Below are 20,604 nucleotides of genomic sequence, written 5' to 3' on the forward strand. Positions count from 1 at the left end.
CAAAAATTATTGTAGCATGGTAGAATTTTTAGTGCCTGCCGAGGTGGTGGAATTGGCAGACACGCATGGTTGAGGGCCATGTGGGTATGAGCCCGTGCGGGTTCAAGTCCCGCCCTCGGCACCAGGGGAGCTAAAAGCTCCCCTTTTTTGTTATACTTTTTCTGGTGATCAAAATGGTAAAGCTTGTATGCATAGATCTGGATGGGACATTATTAAATCAAGAGAAAAAGGTCTCGTCTCAAGACAAAACCGCTATAGAACTTGCAAGAAAAAAAGGCATAAAAATAACCGTGATGACTGGAAGAAGTTATTATTCTGCTCTGCCGTATGTGAAAGAAATCGGTCTGAATATACCTGTGGTTTTTCAGAATGGGGCACTCATTGCAACGCCATCATTAAGTGATATCTTTCGCTGTCTGCTACTTCCATCAAAAGTTGCTCTATATGCTGTCGAACTATCTTTCAAATATGGGCTCTATCCGATTGTGTATGAGTCTTTTTTCAGTCACAAAGATATGTTTGTCAAAGGAGAATATTGCGGAGCTTTCAATTCATATTTGATTTTTAACAGCCAGAGACTAAACAAAGTTGACAACTTATTTCAGATTCTTAAATCGCGCGATGAAATAGCAGAAATAGCGGTTATTGGAAAAGAAGATACAGCTGAGTTATTTTTAGAGCAGCTATGTGAGCAAACAGATGAGTTCACGTCAATAAAAAACCAGCATATTGACGGGGAGGTTTTCTTAGAAATTTTTTCTAAAGGCGTTGGCAAAGAAATAGCTCTTGATTTTTTGCTCGAATTATTTCATCTTAATGCCGATGAAGTTATGTACATAGGTGATAATTACAATGATCTTGGTGTGATGCAAAAAGTAGGCTTGCCTGTGGCTATGAGCAATGCACCGGATGAAGTAAAAAAATATGCAAGATTTATCACAGCGTCAAATGACGAGTCGGGTGTCTCATTAGCTATAAAAAAGTTTTTAATGGAGGTTTGAATATGATTCCACTTTCAAAACCATATTTGACAGATGTGGAAATTGAAACAATCATGAATGTCATGAAAAGCGACAGATTAAGTATGGGAGAATATACGAATCTTTTTGAAAGAAAAATCGCATCTGTTGCAAATGTCAATTATGCAGTGGCAGTTAACAGCGGAACTTCAGCACTTCATCTCATATTAAGAGCTCTTGGTGTGGAAGAATTTGATTTTATGCTCGTTCCCTCTTTCACTTTTGTTGCTTCAGCAAATGTTGCGCTTTTTGAACGTGCTATTCCTGTTTTTGTGGACATAGACGAGAGAACCTACAACATGGATCCCGATGCACTTGAAAAGCTTTTGAGAGATATTGAACGTGGTTGCGTGCACATAGGAAACAATCGCGTAGATATCAAAAAGGTTCGTTTTTTGATGACTGTAGATGTTTTTGGTCAGCCTGTTAATTACGACAGAGTATTGTCAATTGCTCACGACTGGAATTTAAAAGTCATTGAAGATTCCTGTGAGGCTCTTGGTTCAGAATATAGAGCAAGACCCTGTGGCAGCTTCGGTGAAGCTGGCGCATTTGCGTTTTATCCGAATAAACAAATTACCACCGGTGAAGGAGGAATAATAGTTACTAATAACAAAGAATTAGCCATGCTTTGCAAGAGTATGAGAAATCAAGGAAGAGGGGAAGAAGAAGATTGGTTGAACCACGTGAGATTGGGATTCAATTACCGTATTGATGAACTTTCAGCTGCATTGGGATATGCGCAGCTTACCCATCTGGAGGAAATTCTTGAGAAGAGAAATAATGTTGCTTTAAGCTATAATCAATTGCTTTCAAGATATAATTGGGTTCAGATACCTCATATAGAAGACTACACAACCAAAATAGGCTGGTTTGTTTATGTTGTAAAGCTCGATGAGAAAATAAACAGAGACAGGGTAATGGATTATATGAATAAAAGAGGTATTCAGGTAAGAAATTATTTCACGCCAATTCATCTACAGCCATTTTACAGAAAACTTTTCGGTTTTTCCGAGGGAATGTTGCCTGTAACTGAAAGAGTTTCAAAAAGTACACTTGCATTGCCTTTTTATACAACTTTGACTTTGCAGGAGCAGGAAACAGTTATAGAAATTTTGAAAGAGGCGGTAGAAAGGGTGGGGTAGGTGCTCTGGCTTTTCTTTTCTTCTTTTTTGACAGCTCTTTCAATGCCGGGTTTTGTGGCAGGATGTATAGTTTGGTTTTCTCTCGTCCCATTTTTAAAATCTCTTGAGAAAAAAGGGCCACTTTTTGGGGCATTGTATGGATTTCTATATTTCTACGCATTTTCGGCAATAAATCTGTACTGGGTATTGCCGGTTTTGATGGAAAACATGCCGAGGACATTTGGAAAATTCCATGCATTAACTGGTTTTCTCGTTTTTTTACTGATGCTTGCCTTTGAGGCTCTTCCTTTTGCTGCGTTTGGTTTTCTTTATGGTTTGTTAGAGAATTCTGTAAAAAAACACCCCATCAAAGAGGTTCTTTTTACAGCTTCGGCTTATACTCTTTTCGATTTTATCAGGAGCCTTGGCGAAATGGGGTTTACGGGAGGTACTTTGTCTGACGCCTTGTACAGAGACACGGGTATTTTACAACTGGCTCCCATCATTGGTTCGTACGGGTTAACTTTTATCATTGTTGCGGTGAATTGCTGGTTGTATATTATATGGAGGAAGAGTTCAAGACCCATTGAAAAAATAGTTTTTGTTGTACTTGCTATAAACGTCATTTCTCATCTGGCGAATATATTTCTTCCATTACCTCACACTTCAGATCAGTCACTTGCTGCAATTCAAACCAACACATCTCAAGACGTGAAGTATAACCAATCTTCGTACTATCTTTATGAGCAATTTAAGCCTATGCTTGTTGAATTGAAAGACACGCTTGTTGTAATGCCTGAAGATGTTTTTCCATTTGACCCAAGAGGGAGTGACATAGCTCAACAAATGAAAGAATTGTGCAGGCAAAACAATCTACAGATACTCATAGGTACTTTGTCAGTTAATTCAAAAATTCAGAATTCCGTTTTTCTCGTAAATGAGCTTGGCTTTGTTAGCAAATACTCAAAAGTAAAGCTATTTCCGTTTGTCGAGAGACTTCCATATGAAAAGGTTTTTGGTATTTTTTCTTTTCTGCAAGGGCTTAATTACCTGGATCCTGGTGAGGAGTATGAACCGCTGACTGTGGAAAATTATCCTTTGATAGGTGTTCAGATATGTTTTGAATCTTATTTTTCTGAGCCTTCGAGGCAGCTTGTCAAAAAAGGAGCCCGGGTTCTCTTAGTTTGTACAAACGATGGATGGTTTTCTTTTGATACAGCGTTAAAACAACATTTTGCTAAAGCAGTTATTAGAGCTGTTGAAACACGCCGTCAGGTGATACAGGTTTCGAATGCTGGTATCACTGGCTCAATAGATCCCTATGGGCGAATTGTAGAGGTAGCGAGAATCAGATCTTTTGAAAAAGTAGATTTTGATATCATACCAAATGAAGCAATAACCATTTACACAAAAACTGGTGATCTTGTCATATGGTTTTGCCTTGGTATAGTAGTTTTCATGTTATTCTTTCCTGGAGAAAGGACTTTAGGCACGAAAAGGAGGATCTGGAAATGAGAGTAATTGCAATAGTTCTTGACAGTGTTGGTATAGGTGAGATGCCAGATTCATCAGAGTATGGAGATCAGGGCAGCAACACACTTGTCAACACAGCAAGAGCTGTAGGAAAACTGAATCTACCGAATCTCGCCAAAATGGGTCTTGGAAATTTAGACACCATAGAAGGAGTACCTTCAATGCCTGCAAAAGGCGCATATGGTGTTATGCTTGAAAAAAGCCCTGGCAAAGATTCCACAACCGGTCACTGGGAACTGGCCGGTATTATATTGAAAAAACCTTTTGATTTGTTTCCAAATGGTTTCCCGGAAAATTTGATAAAAGAATTTGAAAAGCGAACTGGAAGAAGGGTTATTGGAAACAAGCCAGCTTCTGGTACAGAAATAATAAAAGAGCTCGGATTGGAACATGAACAAACAGGTGCTCTGATAGTTTACACATCCGCAGATAGCGTTTTTCAGATCGCGGCAAAGGAAGAAATAGTGCCAGTCGAAGAGCTGTATCGCTGCTGTGAAATAGCGAGGGATTTACTTGATGAATTTGGTTTCAAAGTTGGGCGTGTTATAGCCAGGCCATTTACAGGAAATTATCCAGATTATGTGAGAACACCAAGGAGGCATGATTATTCACTTGAGCCTGAAGATGAAATGCTCCTTGATGTGCTCGTTCAAAGCGATATACCTGTTTACGGCGTTGGAAAAATCTACGATCTCTATGCAGGAAGGGGAATCACAGAGAGCTATAAGACCGATAGTAATATAGATGGTATTCAGAAAACCATAAAGTTGATTATGGAAAAGCAGCACACGTGTTTTATTTATACAAATCTGGTGGATTACGATATGAAGTACGGCCATAGAAATGATCCTCATGGGTATGCTAAGGCACTTGAAGAATTTGATTTTAATTTACCTGAGATATGGAAAAATATGAAAGAAGATGATTTTTTATTCATCACCGCTGATCATGGCTGTGATCCAACGACGCCATCAACAGATCATTCAAGAGAGAGAGTTCCAATACTTGTATGCGGTTCAAAAGTTAGAAAGAACGTTTATCTCGGTATTCGAGAAAGCTTCGCAGATTTTGGCCAGACTATAGCTGATTTGTTTGGCGTAAGAAAATTAAATAACGGTACTTCTTTCAAATCGTTGCTTCTTCATTGAATATAATTTTGCCTCGATAAGTGATTTTTGCTGCGCTGTCATGTTATAAAATACTAATATATCCAAGGGGGGGATATTTATGAGGAGAGCAATCCTTCTTGCTGTGCTTTTCTGCACGAATTTTCTCCTTGCACGCGAAATTTCACTGAGAGAATTTGAACTCTGGGACCGGGATGGACTGGTGAACTCAATATGGTGCTCTGTAACTGTAAAAGATGGTTTGAGTTTTGTACCAGATTTGTCTCTCAATAACTTCGAAATTACGGAAACTGCTTATGACAAATATGGTGATTTGATTGAGGAAAGACCAGTTAGTTTTGACAACATTTATTATCAATTTGACGGAGAAGGATTCTGGGAAAAATCTGTGAACTCAGACAAACTGGATATAGTTTTTCTGATTGATTGCACAGGTTCTATGTATGAACGCATGGAGGAAATTAAAGAAGAGCTGCTCAAGTTCGTGGACAGACTCAGAGCAAACAACACAGACTTCAGGATTGTTGTTGCAGAGTACAGCGTTGAAGATGAACCAGGATGGCCAAGCGGAAATGAGGCAGACAGATTCCTGGGACCAGCAATGATAAATGAGATCAAGCACGAGATTCAAGAGCTTGGCACAGCAGGAGAAGGTTGGAATTTTACATGAGCGTACGATGCATTTCTATGGACCTTAGATCTCGACTGGCGAGAAGATGCCAGAAAAATTGTTGTGATCATCACAGATGTGTTTACAGATTCCGTCTATGGTCCGAACTGGTATTTTTTTCAGGGTGTAATACGTCGATGTATGCGGTAGATTTTGCATTGCGAGAAACAGGTATTCAGCTATACTATTGCCAGCCAGAGCAAAACAAAATGGCTCAGGTGGAACTTGAAGAATCCTATTCGCAGCTCGTGAACGATAGGGTCAGGCTATCTAATTTTGATGCACTTGAAAAAATCAACAACCAGGTCAGAAGACTCAGCTGGCCTTTTGATCAGCGAGAAATAGAATTGAAAAACTTGCCGCTCGTTGATTCAAAGTATTATTTTGCATGGCTAAGTGATTGGAGCGAGTATGATTTTGTCAGCAAAGTTGAAGTAAAAATAACTTTGTCAGGTGCTGGTAATATTGCAAATTTCGTTTATTATCCTCTGTATAACCCCGATGCTACTATCGCTGAAAGAGTATCAGAAAAAGATATAGCTCTTGTTTTAAAAGATGAATCTGGTCTATCAATGCTTGGAAAAAACAATGTTTCGGTAAGCCTTTACAAAGTTATGGGTGAATTGGACAGAATGGAAGCCGTGACAGGTGAAAGTGATGAAAATGGTGTTGTGAATTTTGGAAAAAGGCAAGTTGGAAGATATTACTACATGCTGTATGCCGACGGACGTCCAGCTGATAGGTACGATCAGCTGTGTTACACAGCAAGGGGCTGGATCGAGGTTGGGTTGGATAGTGCTACACCAACCGAGATGATTGCTTTTACAAAGAGTAAATCAGCTGAGCTGTTCAGAGCTTTCGGTTTGCTCAGAGAACTCAGAGAATTAGAGATATACAACGACAGAATTGGAACCTTTGTTGAGAATGCCGGGGAATGGTTAGAAAATCTAAGAAAAAATGGATTAATTCCTGTCGAATTAGAGGCGGTAAAGAGGTTTAATACTGCTCTTGCTGCGATAGTGAACTGCTCAGGATACGCCTGTACAGTTCAAACAAGAGCCAGCGATGATGCACTCAAGGTGGTTGAAAAGATAAATGGAATGATACGGAAAGCTGAAGAAATTGTGGAAAAACTTGAGTCGGCAAAGCAAATAATCATGACCATCGTAAACACTTTTATAGACATCATTACCGGCAACTGGAGCGGTGCTGCATCAAATTTAACTATACAAGAACTCGTAGATCGTTTGGTGAACTATGTAAAAAACGACTTGCTTGACGATATTATGGAAACAGTTGAGCAAAAATTGGCAGAAGTAATAAGAGATCCAGAAAAAATCATTGATTATTTTCAGAGTTATGTCAAAGATTGGGTAAAACAAAAATTAAGTCCAGATCAAATAAGAGATAATGTTTACAATTTTGTTGAAGAAGAGCTTGTTTATGAGAAATTCACTTCTCACATGGAACAGCAAATAGAAAAGGTTCTGTTTGAAACTCAAAAACTCGTGGAAGAAAACATCGGAAAGCACTGGGATATTGACGAGAGATCATCGCTGATCAGAGAAAGTTTTTATCAGATGCGCAACGATTTGATGAGTGATCTCTTTGATGTTTCCTACAAAGCATTGAGTGAGAAAGATTCAATAGATGACTGGGAGAGCTGTTTATCAACATTGAGAGAGCTGATTCCACTGATTGTAGAATTCATAGAATTGTTTGAAATTCGCTACCCTGAGCTATCTTCAATTAAAGCCGGGTTAGAAACGTTATATGAAGCATTAGATACAATAGGCACTCTTACAAAAACATATGAATTAGCCTTGAAAGTAGATTATTTAAACCCACTCAGCGAGCGCATTCAGCAAATATCAGAGATGGTTTTTCAATTCAAATGATTCACGAAACTATTTCTCCTCTTTTCACAAACCTCATGGTGATAAAGGAGCAAATTATGAAAATCAAGGAGAAAAATAACAGAGATTCGTAACCGGCAATATCTATAAAACCACCTGCAAGCGGGGGAGCAAATATGTTTGCTGCCATAGAGAAGAAATAATATAGCCCTGTATATCCCCCCGCTTTTTCAGATCTGGTCATGTCAACAACCATTGGTAAAGAATTTACGTTTATCAGCGCCCAGCCGATCCCGCTAATCGAAAACATTACAAAAAAGATATTTATTATCATGCCATCGGTTATTAATTTCGACAGCACTGCAATTATGGTCAAACAAATCATTAATATTAATAAGCCAATACTTATTGTTCTTTTTCTTCCAAATTTGCTGCCAATCCATCCAGCCGGAATTGAAAACAACATGAACGTGAGTGAAAATACCCCTAAAATAAGAGCCCCGGTGCTTTCAGAGATATTCAGATGAAACTTGGCGTAGCTTGTAAAAAATGTCTCCAGAGCGTTGAATCCTATAAACCAGAGCAGTATAGATACCAAAATAAAGAAAAGACTCTTTTCCTTTGCCCTGAAAACATCTCTCAGGTTATCGAACAATTCTCTATTCCCTTTTCTTACAATTTCGAACAATTTTGAATTTTCCTGCGACTTAATAGTATACTCACTTGATTCTCTTATGAAAAGTAACACCAGTATATTTGCAATAAGCATTATAATTGCCCCTGCAAAAAATGGGTAAGCGTAATTTTTGTCATAGAGAGGTTTACCTGCAAAATATGCCAGAAGAGCTCCAAAGCCACCCATGAAATTAACGATTCCATTTGCCTGGCTTCGATATTTTGATGGCGTCACATCTGGCATCAAAGCTATCAAAGGTGAACGAAATAAAGCCATAGATATATTCATAACTATTATTATTATCATCATTAAAAGTAAAGATTTGAGATTTCTTGCAACTGGAATTAAGGCAAAAAATAAAGCACCAGCAGGCGCTCCGATAAGAATATATGGTTTTCTCCTACCAAGTTTTGTCCTTGTCTGATCACTCAACGTACCTATATATGGAAGCATTATTATGGCTAAAATATTATCAATGGTCATCACTATCCCCACTGCGAACGAAGGCAGTGCAAAATCTTTCAAAAAAATAGGTACATAAGCGTTGTACAAGGGCCATAAAACACTTATACCGAAAAAACCAAAACCGAGCAAAAAAATCTTCCAGTATTTGAACCGCATACCTTCACCCCTTTATCACAAAATGATTTTTTCCAGATCGCCTGGTATTAATATGTCACCCAGAAAGAACTTTTTAAGCTCGTCAATAAGCTTTTTCTCATTGTTAATATCCGGACCTAAATGCACCAGGCATAAAATCTTTACGCCACTTTGTTGAGCGATTCTCGCAGCATCTTCAGCGCATGTATGACCTTCAATACGTTTTGAAAAAAGATAGCTGCATGTTGCTTCATGTATAAGTAAATCAGCACCAAAAGATTGTTCTATAACCTCTTTGCACGGTTCTGTATCGCTTGAATAAACAACAATTGAGTCAAACGACTTAATCTTCAATCCGAAATTTTCAACGGAATGCTTTACAGGAAAAAATTCGATGATCAAGTCTTCATCGATTAGCTGAAAACCATATCGTATTTCCTCAACTTCAACAGGAAACCTTCTTTCTTTTTCCATAAAATTGAACATACCGAGATATGTTTTTACAAGATTTGAAAAAACCTCTGAAACATAAATTTTCAAAGGATTTTCCCTTCCTGACAATCTCATCATTTCGACCAATGAAGGCAATCCATAAACGTGATCAACGTGACCATGGGTTATTATTACATTTTTGAGCCTTAAAGGGTTATAACCAAGTTTTCTCATCTTTCCAAAAGCGTTGCCCGAACATTCAATGAGAGTATCACCAACTAAAAAAGAGGTGTTGTCTCTATTTTCTGTGGTTATAGCTGCAGCAGTTCCTAAGAATGCTATTCTCATTTTCTAACCTCCTAAGCAGATTATATTGGAATTTTTTTGAACCAGGACACTTCATTGTTTGATTTCTATGAAAGTGGAGTTCATCATTTTGCAAAAGTGAAGAAACAAATACATGAAAAACCTGGCATAATATACGAGAATTACTCAAGGGAAGTGATTTATAGATTTATAAATTAAATAATTCTAACCTTGTGAATTATTATAGAGAATATCAATTTGTGGATTGAATAATTTTTATTAAAATTGTATTCAATAACCTTGTGACATTTCACTTGAATTTCTAAGATTTGTTAACAAACACCCCAAAAATCGCCTTTTTTTTCAAAACCTCCGATAGGTAATTTTTCCCCGTACATTTTTTACTATGTGCCTTTATAAATTTTCCTGTTTTTAATGCTTGCCTTTATATATTCTTGCATGCCATATAGTATAATATTTATTGACAAATCTGTTCCTGGGAATTATTATTTATTCAGTATCTTATGGGTTTCAATCGAACCTTAGAGGGATGGAAACAAATTTTGGCCGTTTTCCCGGATGCGGTGGAGGAGGGTTTCAATCGAACCTTAGAGGGATGGAAACCCTATATAAAGACCTTCTGTGAATGCTTGTAGTGGAGTTTCAATCGAACCTTAGAGGGATGGAAACAGTGCTAATCCATATATCTCGCATGAATTTTTAGAGGTTTCAATCGAACCTTAGAGGGATGGAAACAATCCCTCCTATTCTTCTTTACTTGCCCAAGGGCATGTTTCAATCGAACCTTAGAGGGATGGAAACCAGGATATAACACCACGGCAATAGGTTACTATACACCGTTTCAATCGAACCTTAGAGGGATGGAAACTACAAGTTGCAGAAGACTTATCACCTGGCGAACAGCCGTTTCAATCGAACCTTAGAGGGATGGAAACATATCACAATATATTTCTGATGAATCCTTGGTTGTAGTTTCAATCGAACCTTAGAGGGATGGAAACCTCTTTTTCAACTGGGCAATACTCAAAGTAGGAGGTGTTTCAATCGAACCTTAGAGGGATGGAAACTAAGCTGAAATAAGGTCTTTCAGGTTAGCTACTTGTGTTTCAATCGAACCTTAGAGGGATGGAAACCATGGAAAAAATAATTATCCCAGTAAGTAAATCTCTGTTTCAATCGAACCTTAGAGGGATGGAAACGTATAGATCCTCAACATCGTCATAGATCCTTTCATCGTTTCAATCGAACCTTAGAGGGATGGAAACAAGTCGTCAAGATCCTCGTCCTCATATTCCTGTCCGTTTCAATCGAACCTTAGAGGGATGGAAACGTTTCTACCGCGTTTGTGTTCTTCAAAAATCGGTAGTTTCAATCGAACCTTAGAGGGATGGAAACTCGGCATGATGACCTGTTCGTACACCGCATCTTTAGTTTCAATCGAACCTTAGAGGGATGGAAACCTTTCTAACTCCTTTTGTAAGCTTTTTCTTTTTGTTGTTTCAATCGAACCTTAGAGGGATGGAAACAATCTTTTGGCAATAAACGCCAACAAAACCATGAAGAGTTTCAATCGAACCTTAGAGGGATGGAAACGTTTCTACCGCGTTTGTGTTCTTCAAAAATCGGTAGTTTCAATCGAACCTTAGAGGGATGGAAACTCGGCATGATGACCTGTTCGTACACCGCATCTTTAGTTTCAATCGAACCTTAGAGGGATGGAAACCTTTCTAACTCCTTTTGTAAGCTTTTTCTTTTTGTTGTTTCAATCGAACCTTAGAGGGATGGAAACAATCTTTTGGCAATAAACGCCAACAAAACCATGAAGAGTTTCAATCGAACCTTAGAGGGATGGAAACCGCTCTCCTTGTACCAAAATCTCAGTTCCAGCCTTGGTTTCAATCGAACCTTAGAGGGATGGAAACACATTCTGGACATTAAGAGAATGCCAGGAAAGAATAGTTTCAATCGAACCTTAGAGGGATGGAAACTAGCAAAGTCCAAAACTAACTCACCCTCATTTGTATGTTTCAATCGAACCTTAGAGGGATGGAAACAACATAATCACCGCATAAAGAATAACCATATATGGTGTTTCAATCGAACCTTAGAGGGATGGAAACTTAAGATTTGAATTGGTTCAAAAATTGAAGTGGTACAGTTTCAATCGAACCTTAGAGGGATGGAAACTTGGAGTATACGTATAAGTTGATCCAGTGATTGATACCGGTTTCAATCGAACCTTAGAGGGATGGAAACACGCACGGGCATAAAGAGCGAATTCCGTGGAGAGTTCGTTTCAATCGAACCTTAGAGGGATGGAAACATAGCAGGAGGAAGAATAAAAAGTATTCATTCGATTGTTTCAATCGAACCTTAGAGGGATGGAAACATCGATTGAGAGATCAGCTTTTAAAAACGGCCGAGTTTCAATCGAACCTTAGAGGGATGGAAACATGTTGTGCGAGCCCGAGAGATTCCACTTGATCCCTGTTTCAATCGAACCTTAGAGGGATGGAAACACGGGAGTATCGAAAAATTCACTCTCAGTAACACTTGTTTCAATCGAACCTTAGAGGGATGGAAACGAACGTTGCAAAAAAATCCAGAATTTCGCCGTGTGTTGTTTCAATCGAACCTTAGAGGGATGGAAACAGTGGTTGGCAAACACCAAAAACAAATTGGGATTATTAGTTTCAATCGAACCTTAGAGGGATGGAAACCAAATTTAGAATTTTTATTACGTTAACTTTTTCTGAGTTTCAATCGAACCTTAGAGGGATGGAAACCTTCTTATAATAAAATTCCACTTTGGTTGTGGGATAGTTTCAATCGAACCTTAGAGGGATGGAAACCATAATGGTGAATATGGTTGGCAGTCTATTTTCGTTGTTTCAATCGAACCTTAGAGGGATGGAAACTTGTTGTACACACTCATGAACTCCGCCATGATTTCAGTTTCAATCGAACCTTAGAGGGATGGAAACTTGGCTGTGTAGGTTGTGTAGGTTGTGGACTTAGTTGTTTCAATCGAACCTTAGAGGGATGGAAACATTGCATACGCAGAAACATATTTCGGATACAACTTATATGTTTCAATCGAACCTTAGAGGGATGGAAACTTTGGTCTGGTGTGTAGTTTGCATAAAGTAATGGATGTTTCAATCGAACCTTAGAGGGATGGAAACTAAAAAACATAACAACTGCAATACCTGCAATAACCCGTTTCAATCGAACCTTAGAGGGATGGAAACCTTCTTTAGTTTCTTCCTTCTTCTCTTCAACCTTCGTTTCAATCGAACCTTAGAGGGATGGAAACAAGGTTAGAACTAATAACAGAATAGAACTTCTTGAAACGTTTCAATCGAACCTTAGAGGGATGGAAACAACATATTCTGGTGTTTTTGCTTTTGCATTCTCTATGTTTCAATCGAACCTTAGAGGGATGGAAACCTTCTTTAGTTTCTTCCTTCTTCTCTTCAACCTTCGTTTCAATCGAACCTTAGAGGGATGGAAACAAGGTTAGAACTAATAACAGAATAGAACTTCTTGAAACGTTTCAATCGAACCTTAGAGGGATGGAAACAACATATTCTGGTGTTTTTGCTTTTGCATTCTCTATGTTTCAATCGAACCTTAGAGGGATGGAAACTAATGCGGCTCGTTGTAATAGCCTTTTTCACGAACAGTTTCAATCGAACCTTAGAGGGATGGAAACTTGCGAAGGACGTAGAGGAAAAGGATTGGAGTAACTGTTTCAATCGAACCTTAGAGGGATGGAAACTTCCAACCATCCTTTTCTTTGCTATTGCATGCTCCGTGTTTCAATCGAACCTTAGAGGGATGGAAACAAAAATATCATCCAGATAAATTAGGTAAAGAATATGACGTTTCAATCGAACCTTAGAGGGATGGAAACAAAATCGATCCTGCAGGTTTTGCAAAATTTTTATCCGTTTCAATCGAACCTTAGAGGGATGGAAACGTACCTAAAAAATCTGATGCATCTGGATCCCATTCTGGTTTCAATCGAACCTTAGAATATCAGAACTTATTTTTCCTGAATATTGATTTTCTGGAAAATCGTGGCATAATATAAGTGGTGTGGTAAAGAGACCCGGAGAAAGCCACATCCCTTTTGGGGTGTGGCTTTTTTCTTTGGAGGTGTTCTTGATGAAAGTAGTAGTGATTGGTGGAGGAGTGGTAGGAGCTTTAATTGTAAGAGAGCTTTCTATGTATGATCTGGAAATAACTTTAATAGAAAAAAACCTTGATATAGGCTGGGGTGTTACAAAGGCTAATTCAGCTATATTGCACGCTGGTTATGATGATCCAATCGGTTCAGTAAGAGCAAAGTTCTGTGCAAAGGGAAATGAACTTTATACTCAGCTTGCAAAAGAGCTTGATTTCGAAATAAAACGTATAGGATCATATGTGATAGCTTTTGATGAACAAGAATTAGATACCCTAAAAAAATTACTCCGCCAAGGTGAAGTTAATGGGGTTCCGGGTTTGGAGATTCATGAAAAGGAAATTATCCTTGAAAAAGAACCAAATTTAAGTAAAGAAATAAAATACGGTTTGTGGGCACCGACGGCTGGCATAACTGAACCGTGGATGATCGCAATCGCAGCAGTAGAGAATGCAGTAGACAACGGGGCAAAACTGATTCTTGGTGAAAAAGTTGTTGATTTTGAAAAACACTATGACAGAATAACGAAGGTTATCACAGATAAATCATCTTATGAAGCAGATGTTGTTATAAATGCGGCAGGTCTTTTTGCTGACGAAATAGCTGAACTTGCAGGTGCAGAGTATGTGCCATTACACCCAAGGCGTGGAGAATACATACTTCTCGACAAAAAAATTGGCAATATGGTTTCTTCTGTAATTTTTCCAACACCAACCATTTTGTCTAAGGGTATTCTCGTTCTTCCAACGATAGATGGTGGTTTGCTTTTGGGCCCAACAGCGGTGGATTTGGCCAGTGACATGAAAGATAATTTATCGACAACCAGCGAGGGATTAAAGGAGATCATATCTTTCACGAAACGGTTTGTCCCATCGCTCGATTTTTCGCAAACTGTAAAAACTTTCTCCGGCTTACGTCCTGAAAGTCCTCAAAAAGACTTCTTTATTAACAACAGTGAACGGGTGAAAAATTTTATCAACATTATGGCAATGCGATCCCCGGGGTTAACTGCAGCTCCAGCAATAGCAAAACATGTTGTAGAAGAAATCATTCAGGAAAGGCTCAAAATTTCTCTATCAGCCAGGAAAGATTTCAATCCCATAAGGAAGGGAATAAAAAGTTTTTCAAAATTATCACCGAAAGAATGGCAAAAGCACGTTGAACAAAATCCATTGGCAGGTAGACTTATATGTTATTGCAACGAGGTTACGGAAGCTGAGATAGTTGAAGCGATAAAAAGAGGTGCGAGAACACTGGACGGTGTGAAGTTCAGAACGAGAGCGATGTTCGGCCGGTGCCAAGGGGGGTTTTGTTCTATAAAGATCATGAAAATTCTTGAAAGAGAATTGAATGTCGATATGTCACAAATTGTTCAGAAATCCTACAACAGCTGGATTGTTAGTGGGAGGGTCAGAGAATGAAAACAGATGTGCTTGTTATAGGAGCAGGTGCTGCGGGCATGGCAGCCGCACTGAGTGCAGCTAAAATGGGAGCAAGTGTGGTTCTCGTAGATAGGGATGAAATTCTTGGCGGAATATTAAACCAGTGCATACACAATGGTTTTGGCCTTCACTATTTCAAGCAGGAATTAACAGGACCAGAGTACGCAGAACGATTTTTATCAATGATAAATAATAATAAAATCGAGGTTTTAACAGATTGTCATGTTCATAAATTATCGCCTGATAAGAGAGCTATACTGGTTTCTCCCAAAGGGATTTTTGAGCTTGAAACGAAAGCAATTGTCTATGCTTCAGGTGCAAGAGAAAGACCTTTTGGAGCACTCATGATACCAGGTGACAGGCCCTCAGGGATTTTTACAGCTGGGGTTGCTCAAAAATATGTGAATATAGAAAACAGGCTTATAGGAAAGAGAGCATTGATTCTCGGATCTGGAGATATTGGAATGATAATGGCACGCCGATTGACCCTTGAGGGAATAGAAGTTGTAGCAGTTGTTGAAAGATTGCCTTATTTTGGTGGTCTTTTGAGGAACGTAATTCAGTGTCTTGAAGATTATAATATTCCTTTATTATTATCAAGTACAATAACAGAAGTTAGGGGAAAAGAAAGACTCAGCGAAGTTGTTGTCGCGCAAGTGGATGAAAACTATAAACCCATTCCGGGAACGGAAAAAATATTCAAAGTTGACACACTTGTTTTGTCCGTGGGGCTTATTCCACAGGTTGAGTTACTTCAGGGCATGGTTGACTTCAACAAAAATTCAAAAGGTGTTTTATGCTCTAATATTGCCCAAAGCACAAATGAATGGATTTTCGCAGCAGGAAATTGCACGATTATTTATGATCTTGTAGATTACGTCACTATGGAAGGAGAAAAAGCGGGTAAATATGCCGCACTATATGCTCAAGGTGAGAAATTCGACTCGGGTATTCCTATCGAAGCTGGAGAAAATGTCGGTGTACTTTTTCCAAATCGGTATGTTGGTTTAGAAGATTTGACATTGTACGTTAGGAGCAATAAACCTATTGAAAAAGCCACAATAACTGTTGGCGAATTTGAAAAAGTTTTTGAAGATATTGTCCCAAGTGAAATGATAAGAATAGTTGTCCCAAGAAAGAAAATCGACTCTTTTCAAAAATTGACAGTTTCCTTAAGGGAGGAATAAAGATGAACAAAATAGTATGTGTGCAATGCCCGGTTGGCTGTAAAATAAAATTTGAACAGCAAGACGGCAAGATAATCAAAATAGACGGTAACAGGTGCCCGCGTGGTATAGCTTATTTGCACGATGAACTCAAAGAACCCAGAAGAATTGTTCCAACAAGTGTGAAAGTGATTAATGGTGTTTTCCCGTTAGTTTCTGTGAAAACCTCTAAGCCTGTACCAAAAAAATACATATCAGAGCTGATGAATGAAATCAAAAAAATTAGTGTCCAAGCTCCTGTTAAATCGGGCGACGTTATTTTAAAAAATGTCTTCGGTACAGGTGCAGATATTATTGCAACAAGGACTGTTCCACAAAAACAGGGTTCAAATTGATATATTCCATAGAGAATCTTCACTTGTCGATACTGCTATCGCTCCTCTCGCGAGAGCAAACTTTGCCTGATCTACCGTTTTGATAAGCCCGCCCGTTATAACAGATATCGATGTTTCATCATTTATTTGTTTTAAAAGATCTGGTATTAATCCGGGGAGAACCTCGACATACTCCGGCTTATGTGATTTTGCTTGGGCAATACCTGTTATCAAAGACTGAGAATCCAGGAGGAATATTCTCTGTATAGAAATCAATCCAATCTTTTTTGCCATATTGACAAGATTTCCTTTAGTAGTTATCAAGCCGTCAGCTTTGAGCTGGTATTTTAGAAAATTCACCGCAGCTTCATCTCTACCAAGTCCTTTAACCAAATCTATATGAACAAAAACGAATTTGGACGAATTATGGAAAGTCTGAATAATTTGCTGCAAATCAACTATGTCGCCTGTCAGAAGGAAAACAGAAGTGGCTTTACAGGATAGAGCCTTCTTAATTTGCTGTTCGTCTCTAAGAGCTGGGACTATTGGATACTCAAAATAATTTTTCATTTTTCCACCCACCCAAGAGATCGAGTCACTGCATTTTTCCATTTTTTATATAATTCTTCTCGTGTTTCAGGGTCCATCTGTGGTTCAAATCTTCGGTCCAATCTCCATTGTTTTTTAATTTCACTGTGATCTTTCCAGTACCCCACCGCAAGACCAGCAAGATACGCCGCGCCCAGAGCCGTTGTTTCGCTTACAGTAGGTCTCTCAACAGGGACTCCCAGTATATCTGCTTGAAATTGCATTAAAAAATCGTTCGCCGATGCGCCACCATCAACTCTTAAACAATGCAGTTTTATACCAGATTCTTCAGACATTACTTCGACAACATCTCTTGTTTGATATGCGATAGATTCAAGAGCCGCTCTGACAATGTGCTCTCTCGTGCAACCTCTGGTAATTCCAATTATTGTTCCCCTCGCATACATATCCCAGTAGGGTGCACCCAAGCCTACAAAAGCTGGAACGAAATATACACCAGCCGAATCTTTGACACTTTTGGCAAGATATTCTGTGTCTGAGGCTTTTTCTACAATTTTTAGTCCGTCTCTGAGCCACTGAACCGTGGCGCCTGCAGAAAAAACGCTCCCTTCCAGAGCGTAACACATGCTCTTGTCATTTAAAACCCAGCCAATAGTTGTGAGCAAACCGTGCTTTGAATCTACAATCTTGTTTCCTGTATTCATCAATATGAAACATCCGGTGCCATATGTATTTTTAACCATGCCAGGCTCACAGCAAATTTGACCGAAAAGAGCCGCTTGCTGATCGCCTGCATTACCACAAATAGGTATCTCTACGCCAAAGATTTCCTTATGCGTATAACCATAAACTGTACTTGATGGTAGAACATCGGGTAACATTTGCTCTGGTATATTGAACAATTCCAGCAATTCTTCATCCCAATTTAATGAATGAATATTGAAAAGCATTGTCCTTGAGGCATTTGAATAATCAGTTGCATGGATTTTCCCGCCAGTTAAATTCCATATTAGCCAGGAATCAACGGTTCCAAAAAGCAACTCTCCCCTTTCTGCTTTTTGCCTTGCACCTTCAACATTATCCAGAATCCATTTAAGCTTGGTGGCTGAGAAGTAAGCGTCAAGAACCAATCCGGTCTTTTTCCTGATTGTATCTTCATAGCCAAGCTTTTTGAACTGGTCGCACATACTTGCTGTTCTTCTGCATTGCCAGACTATTGCATTGTAAACAGGCTTTGATGTATTTTTATCCCAAACAATAGTAGTTTCTCTTTGATTCGTAACACCAATGGCAGCTATCTGATCAGGGTTGATTGAAGCTATCTCTATAGCTTTTTTTGCGACACTGATCTGCGACTCAATTATATCTACAGGATCATGCTCAACCCATCCTGGCTCTGGATATAACTGGGGAAATTCCTGATTTACCATACACACTGTTTCACCAGCCTGGTTAAAAATTATCGCTCTCGAACTTGTTGTTCCTTGATCAAGTGCGAGAATATACTTCTCAGCCACCTCAGAACCCCCTTATGAAGCAAATTGTATTGCTTGGCCAGCCACAATATACCATGTAATGAACAAACTGTTAATAAAGGCTCCTACATATATGCTACCAGTTCTTCTATAGAAAAATGATGAAATGATTCCTGACAAAGCGGTAAGAAAAACAAACTGATAGGCAACTATACCGAGCAATGATTGAGTTGGGAAAAATAGTGTCTGTGTAGTGTAGAGTTTTCCAACTTGCAATATGACGAGTATAGCTATTCCAAGGCAATTAGCAAGTGCTGAAGATATCATCCAGCTGATAGTTGAAACCGATTCGCTTTTGAACTGTTTCGCTTTTAACTGCCCATTGAGAACAAGTGCATTGACAAATGCAAAGAATGCAAATGGAGGGAGATATCTTAGGAATATTAAGAATCTTGAAAAATCCATTGGTTTGAGAGCGATAACCCACCAACGAAAATCAACTTTGAATGCCCATTGGACCATTGACAGTACTATGTGTGTAGCAAAAACTATACAAACAGCAAAAGCAAAAGCTTTCCACAGTTGTTTCAGGCTGAATTTTTTGTTTTGAACGTCTGTTATTAAACCATACGTACTCAGGTTTCCACCAATTTTTCTGTGATAAATAAAATGCCATACTACAAACAGACAGATTGCAATTAGAGCATTGAATGTTGCCCATCTGGCGAAGCCAATAGTTAAACTTTGTGGCCAGAACGATGTTGGTGCAGGACTTCTTCCACCAGGTTGTTGAAATTTGAAGAAAGTTATGGCAGGAATAGAAGTAATAAGCGCAAAACCTATCCACCAAGCTATTTTGTCCAGAATAGTATTTTTTGTTTGAAACACAACAGGTTTACCAGCAAGCGATGAGAAATACTCTGTTTTCAGCATACAAACTCCATAGCTCATCATGAACATGATGCCACCAATCAATCCAAGTAATGTGCCGAATTCTTTCCATGGCCAAATTTGATCATTCGGGTCTATAAATTTTGGTGGTGTTATAGAATTCTGTAAAAATTCTATTGCATACCCTATGGCTTCTTTCGAAAGGTGGTCACCAGGATGAGTACAATTCGGTATGTACAGTTTCCGTGCAGATTCGTTCTCAAAAGATCCATAAAGTTTCCCAACAACGACATCTTCTGTTACCCCGAATGCGGTTTTTAATTTTTCCGTTTTTACAATATCTGAAGGTATTTTTACCCCCCACATCAACTGGCTGAATTCATCGTATTTACTGAATACAACAGCAAAATTAAATCCTGATTCTGCCGTGACCTTAGGAGCTCCATAAGTTTCTGAAGATGACCCCTCAAGTATCACTGTTTTTACAAGTTCTGGATATTTTCCAGCTGCACTTAAAACAGACCATCCTCCCATAGAATGACCTTCTACAGCTATATTATTTTTATCCACAAATGGCAAACTTGCAAGATACAAAAGACCTGTATCTGCTCCTCTTGCTGGATTTGCTACCCCACCTTTTACCTGTTCAGAATATCCATGTCCTGCCATGTCCATAGCAAGGACAACATAACCTCGCCGGGCAAACTCAATATTAAAACCACTTTGTGTTTCTTTTGAGTTGATATAGCCATGCATTGTCAAAACAGCAGGTGCCGGATTTTCAGCTGATACTCCTTTAGGAATAAATAAGAATGCGCTTAGAATTTTTCCATCTTCGCTGGCAATTTTTACTTCCTTAACTTTAACTGCCGTGAAATTTGTTTGAACAAGGAAAGCGATCAGAGAACCCATGAAGACTATGAGCAGCGACAACAAAAGCCAACCTACCGCCTTTTTCATAAACACACCTCCCGCGAATTTTGAAAAACAAAAAGACCATACCTCACATTGAGATATGGTCTTCTCCTATTCTCCACCATATCGTATAAGCAAATTTCTATTTACTTTCAAGACAAATGATATACTTTTTCTTAAAAAATGTCAACACAGTTTGCAACGCGAGTAAAATAAATTTGCCGCCAAATGATATAAAA

The 20,604-nt window shown here is 38.7% G+C and carries 14 protein-coding genes, 1 tRNA gene and 1 CRISPR repeat array; of the genes, 10 read left to right on the forward strand and 5 right to left on the reverse strand.

Annotated elements, in window-relative coordinates:
• Positions 1-37: 37 nt before the first annotated feature.
• From TLET_RS05555 to TLET_RS05585, 7 genes are all read left to right on the forward strand, one after another.
• Positions 38-124 (forward strand) — tRNA-Leu (locus tag TLET_RS05555).
• A gap of 49 nt (positions 125-173) precedes the next feature.
• On the forward strand, positions 174-1,001 hold the full coding sequence (locus TLET_RS05560) for a Cof-type HAD-IIB family hydrolase (RefSeq protein WP_012003132.1): 828 nt from the start codon (positions 174-176) through the stop codon (positions 999-1,001).
• Between the two features lie 2 nt (positions 1,002-1,003).
• Positions 1,004-2,164 carry a DegT/DnrJ/EryC1/StrS family aminotransferase gene (locus tag TLET_RS05565; RefSeq protein ID WP_012003133.1) on the forward strand — a complete coding sequence of 387 codons (1,161 nt, stop codon included), beginning with the start codon at positions 1,004-1,006 and terminating at the stop codon, positions 2,162-2,164.
• Complete coding sequence (gene lnt / locus TLET_RS05570) at positions 2,165-3,658, forward strand: apolipoprotein N-acyltransferase (protein WP_012003134.1); 1,494 nt, start codon at positions 2,165-2,167, stop codon at positions 3,656-3,658.
• Positions 3,655-4,824, forward strand: a complete 1,170-nt coding sequence (locus tag TLET_RS05575) for a phosphopentomutase (RefSeq protein ID WP_012003135.1) — start codon at positions 3,655-3,657, stop codon at positions 4,822-4,824. The genes lnt and TLET_RS05575 overlap by 4 nt, the downstream gene beginning before the upstream one ends.
• A 79-nt stretch (positions 4,825-4,903) precedes the next feature.
• Positions 4,904-5,473 carry a vWA domain-containing protein gene (locus TLET_RS05580; RefSeq protein WP_012003136.1) on the forward strand — a complete coding sequence of 190 codons (570 nt, stop codon included), beginning with the start codon at positions 4,904-4,906 and terminating at the stop codon, positions 5,471-5,473.
• Positions 5,470-7,371: a VWA domain-containing protein gene (locus TLET_RS05585; protein WP_148202138.1), complete on the forward strand. Its 1,902-nt coding sequence runs from the start codon at positions 5,470-5,472 to the stop codon at positions 7,369-7,371. The genes TLET_RS05580 and TLET_RS05585 overlap by 4 nt, the downstream gene beginning before the upstream one ends.
• Position 7,372: 1 nt before the next feature.
• Here the strand turns inward: TLET_RS05585 and TLET_RS05590 are convergent, their stop codons facing one another.
• Together TLET_RS05590 and TLET_RS05595 are read right to left on the reverse strand one after the other, a co-directional pair.
• Positions 7,373-8,626, reverse strand: a complete 1,254-nt coding sequence (locus TLET_RS05590) for an SLC45 family MFS transporter (RefSeq protein ID WP_012003138.1) — start codon at positions 8,624-8,626, stop codon at positions 7,373-7,375.
• Positions 8,627-8,641: 15 nt separating this feature from the next.
• On the reverse strand, positions 8,642-9,385 hold the full coding sequence (locus tag TLET_RS05595) for an MBL fold metallo-hydrolase (RefSeq protein ID WP_012003139.1): 744 nt from the start codon (positions 9,383-9,385) through the stop codon (positions 8,642-8,644).
• A 486-nt stretch (positions 9,386-9,871) separates the two neighbouring features.
• A CRISPR array of direct repeats spans positions 9,872-13,346; the repeat unit is 30 nt; unit sequence GTTTCAATCGAACCTTAGAGGGATGGAAAC.
• A gap of 188 nt (positions 13,347-13,534) precedes the next feature.
• On the opposite strand from TLET_RS05595, the gene TLET_RS05600 reads away from it, so the two are divergent.
• The 3 genes from TLET_RS05600 to TLET_RS05610 are packed head-to-tail and all read left to right on the forward strand — an operon-like array spanning position 13,535 to position 16,556.
• Positions 13,535-14,974: an NAD(P)/FAD-dependent oxidoreductase gene (locus TLET_RS05600; RefSeq protein ID WP_012003140.1), complete on the forward strand. Its 1,440-nt coding sequence runs from the start codon at positions 13,535-13,537 to the stop codon at positions 14,972-14,974.
• Positions 14,971-16,182, forward strand: coding sequence for an NAD(P)/FAD-dependent oxidoreductase (locus TLET_RS05605; RefSeq protein ID WP_012003141.1), 1,212 nt, complete (start codon positions 14,971-14,973; stop codon positions 16,180-16,182). The genes TLET_RS05600 and TLET_RS05605 overlap by 4 nt, the downstream gene beginning before the upstream one ends.
• 2 nt (positions 16,183-16,184) lie before the next feature.
• Entirely contained in the window at positions 16,185-16,556 is a 372-nt protein-coding gene (locus TLET_RS05610; protein WP_012003142.1) for a DUF1667 domain-containing protein, read from the forward strand.
• Here TLET_RS05610 and TLET_RS05615 read toward each other — a convergent pair.
• The 3 genes from TLET_RS05615 to TLET_RS05625 are packed head-to-tail and all read right to left on the reverse strand — an operon-like array spanning position 16,548 to position 20,410.
• Positions 16,548-17,105: a glycerol-3-phosphate responsive antiterminator gene (locus TLET_RS05615; protein ID WP_012003143.1), complete on the reverse strand. Its 558-nt coding sequence runs from the start codon at positions 17,103-17,105 to the stop codon at positions 16,548-16,550. The two genes, TLET_RS05610 and TLET_RS05615, sit on opposite strands and share 9 nt — an antisense overlap.
• Positions 17,102-18,601, reverse strand: a complete 1,500-nt coding sequence (glpK, locus tag TLET_RS05620) for a glycerol kinase GlpK (RefSeq protein WP_012003144.1) — start codon at positions 18,599-18,601, stop codon at positions 17,102-17,104. The genes TLET_RS05615 and glpK overlap by 4 nt, the downstream gene beginning before the upstream one ends.
• Positions 18,602-18,613: 12 nt before the next feature.
• The gene (locus TLET_RS05625; RefSeq protein WP_012003145.1) at positions 18,614-20,410 is read right to left on the reverse strand and encodes an alpha/beta hydrolase family protein; all 1,797 of its coding nucleotides are present in this window, start codon (positions 20,408-20,410) and stop codon (positions 18,614-18,616) included.
• Between the last annotated feature and the right edge of the window lie 194 nt (positions 20,411-20,604).

The sequence above is a fragment of the Pseudothermotoga lettingae TMO genome (assembly GCF_000017865.1).
In the GTDB taxonomy this organism is placed as follows: Bacteria; Thermotogota; Thermotogae; order Thermotogales; family DSM-5069; genus Pseudothermotoga_B; species Pseudothermotoga_B elfii.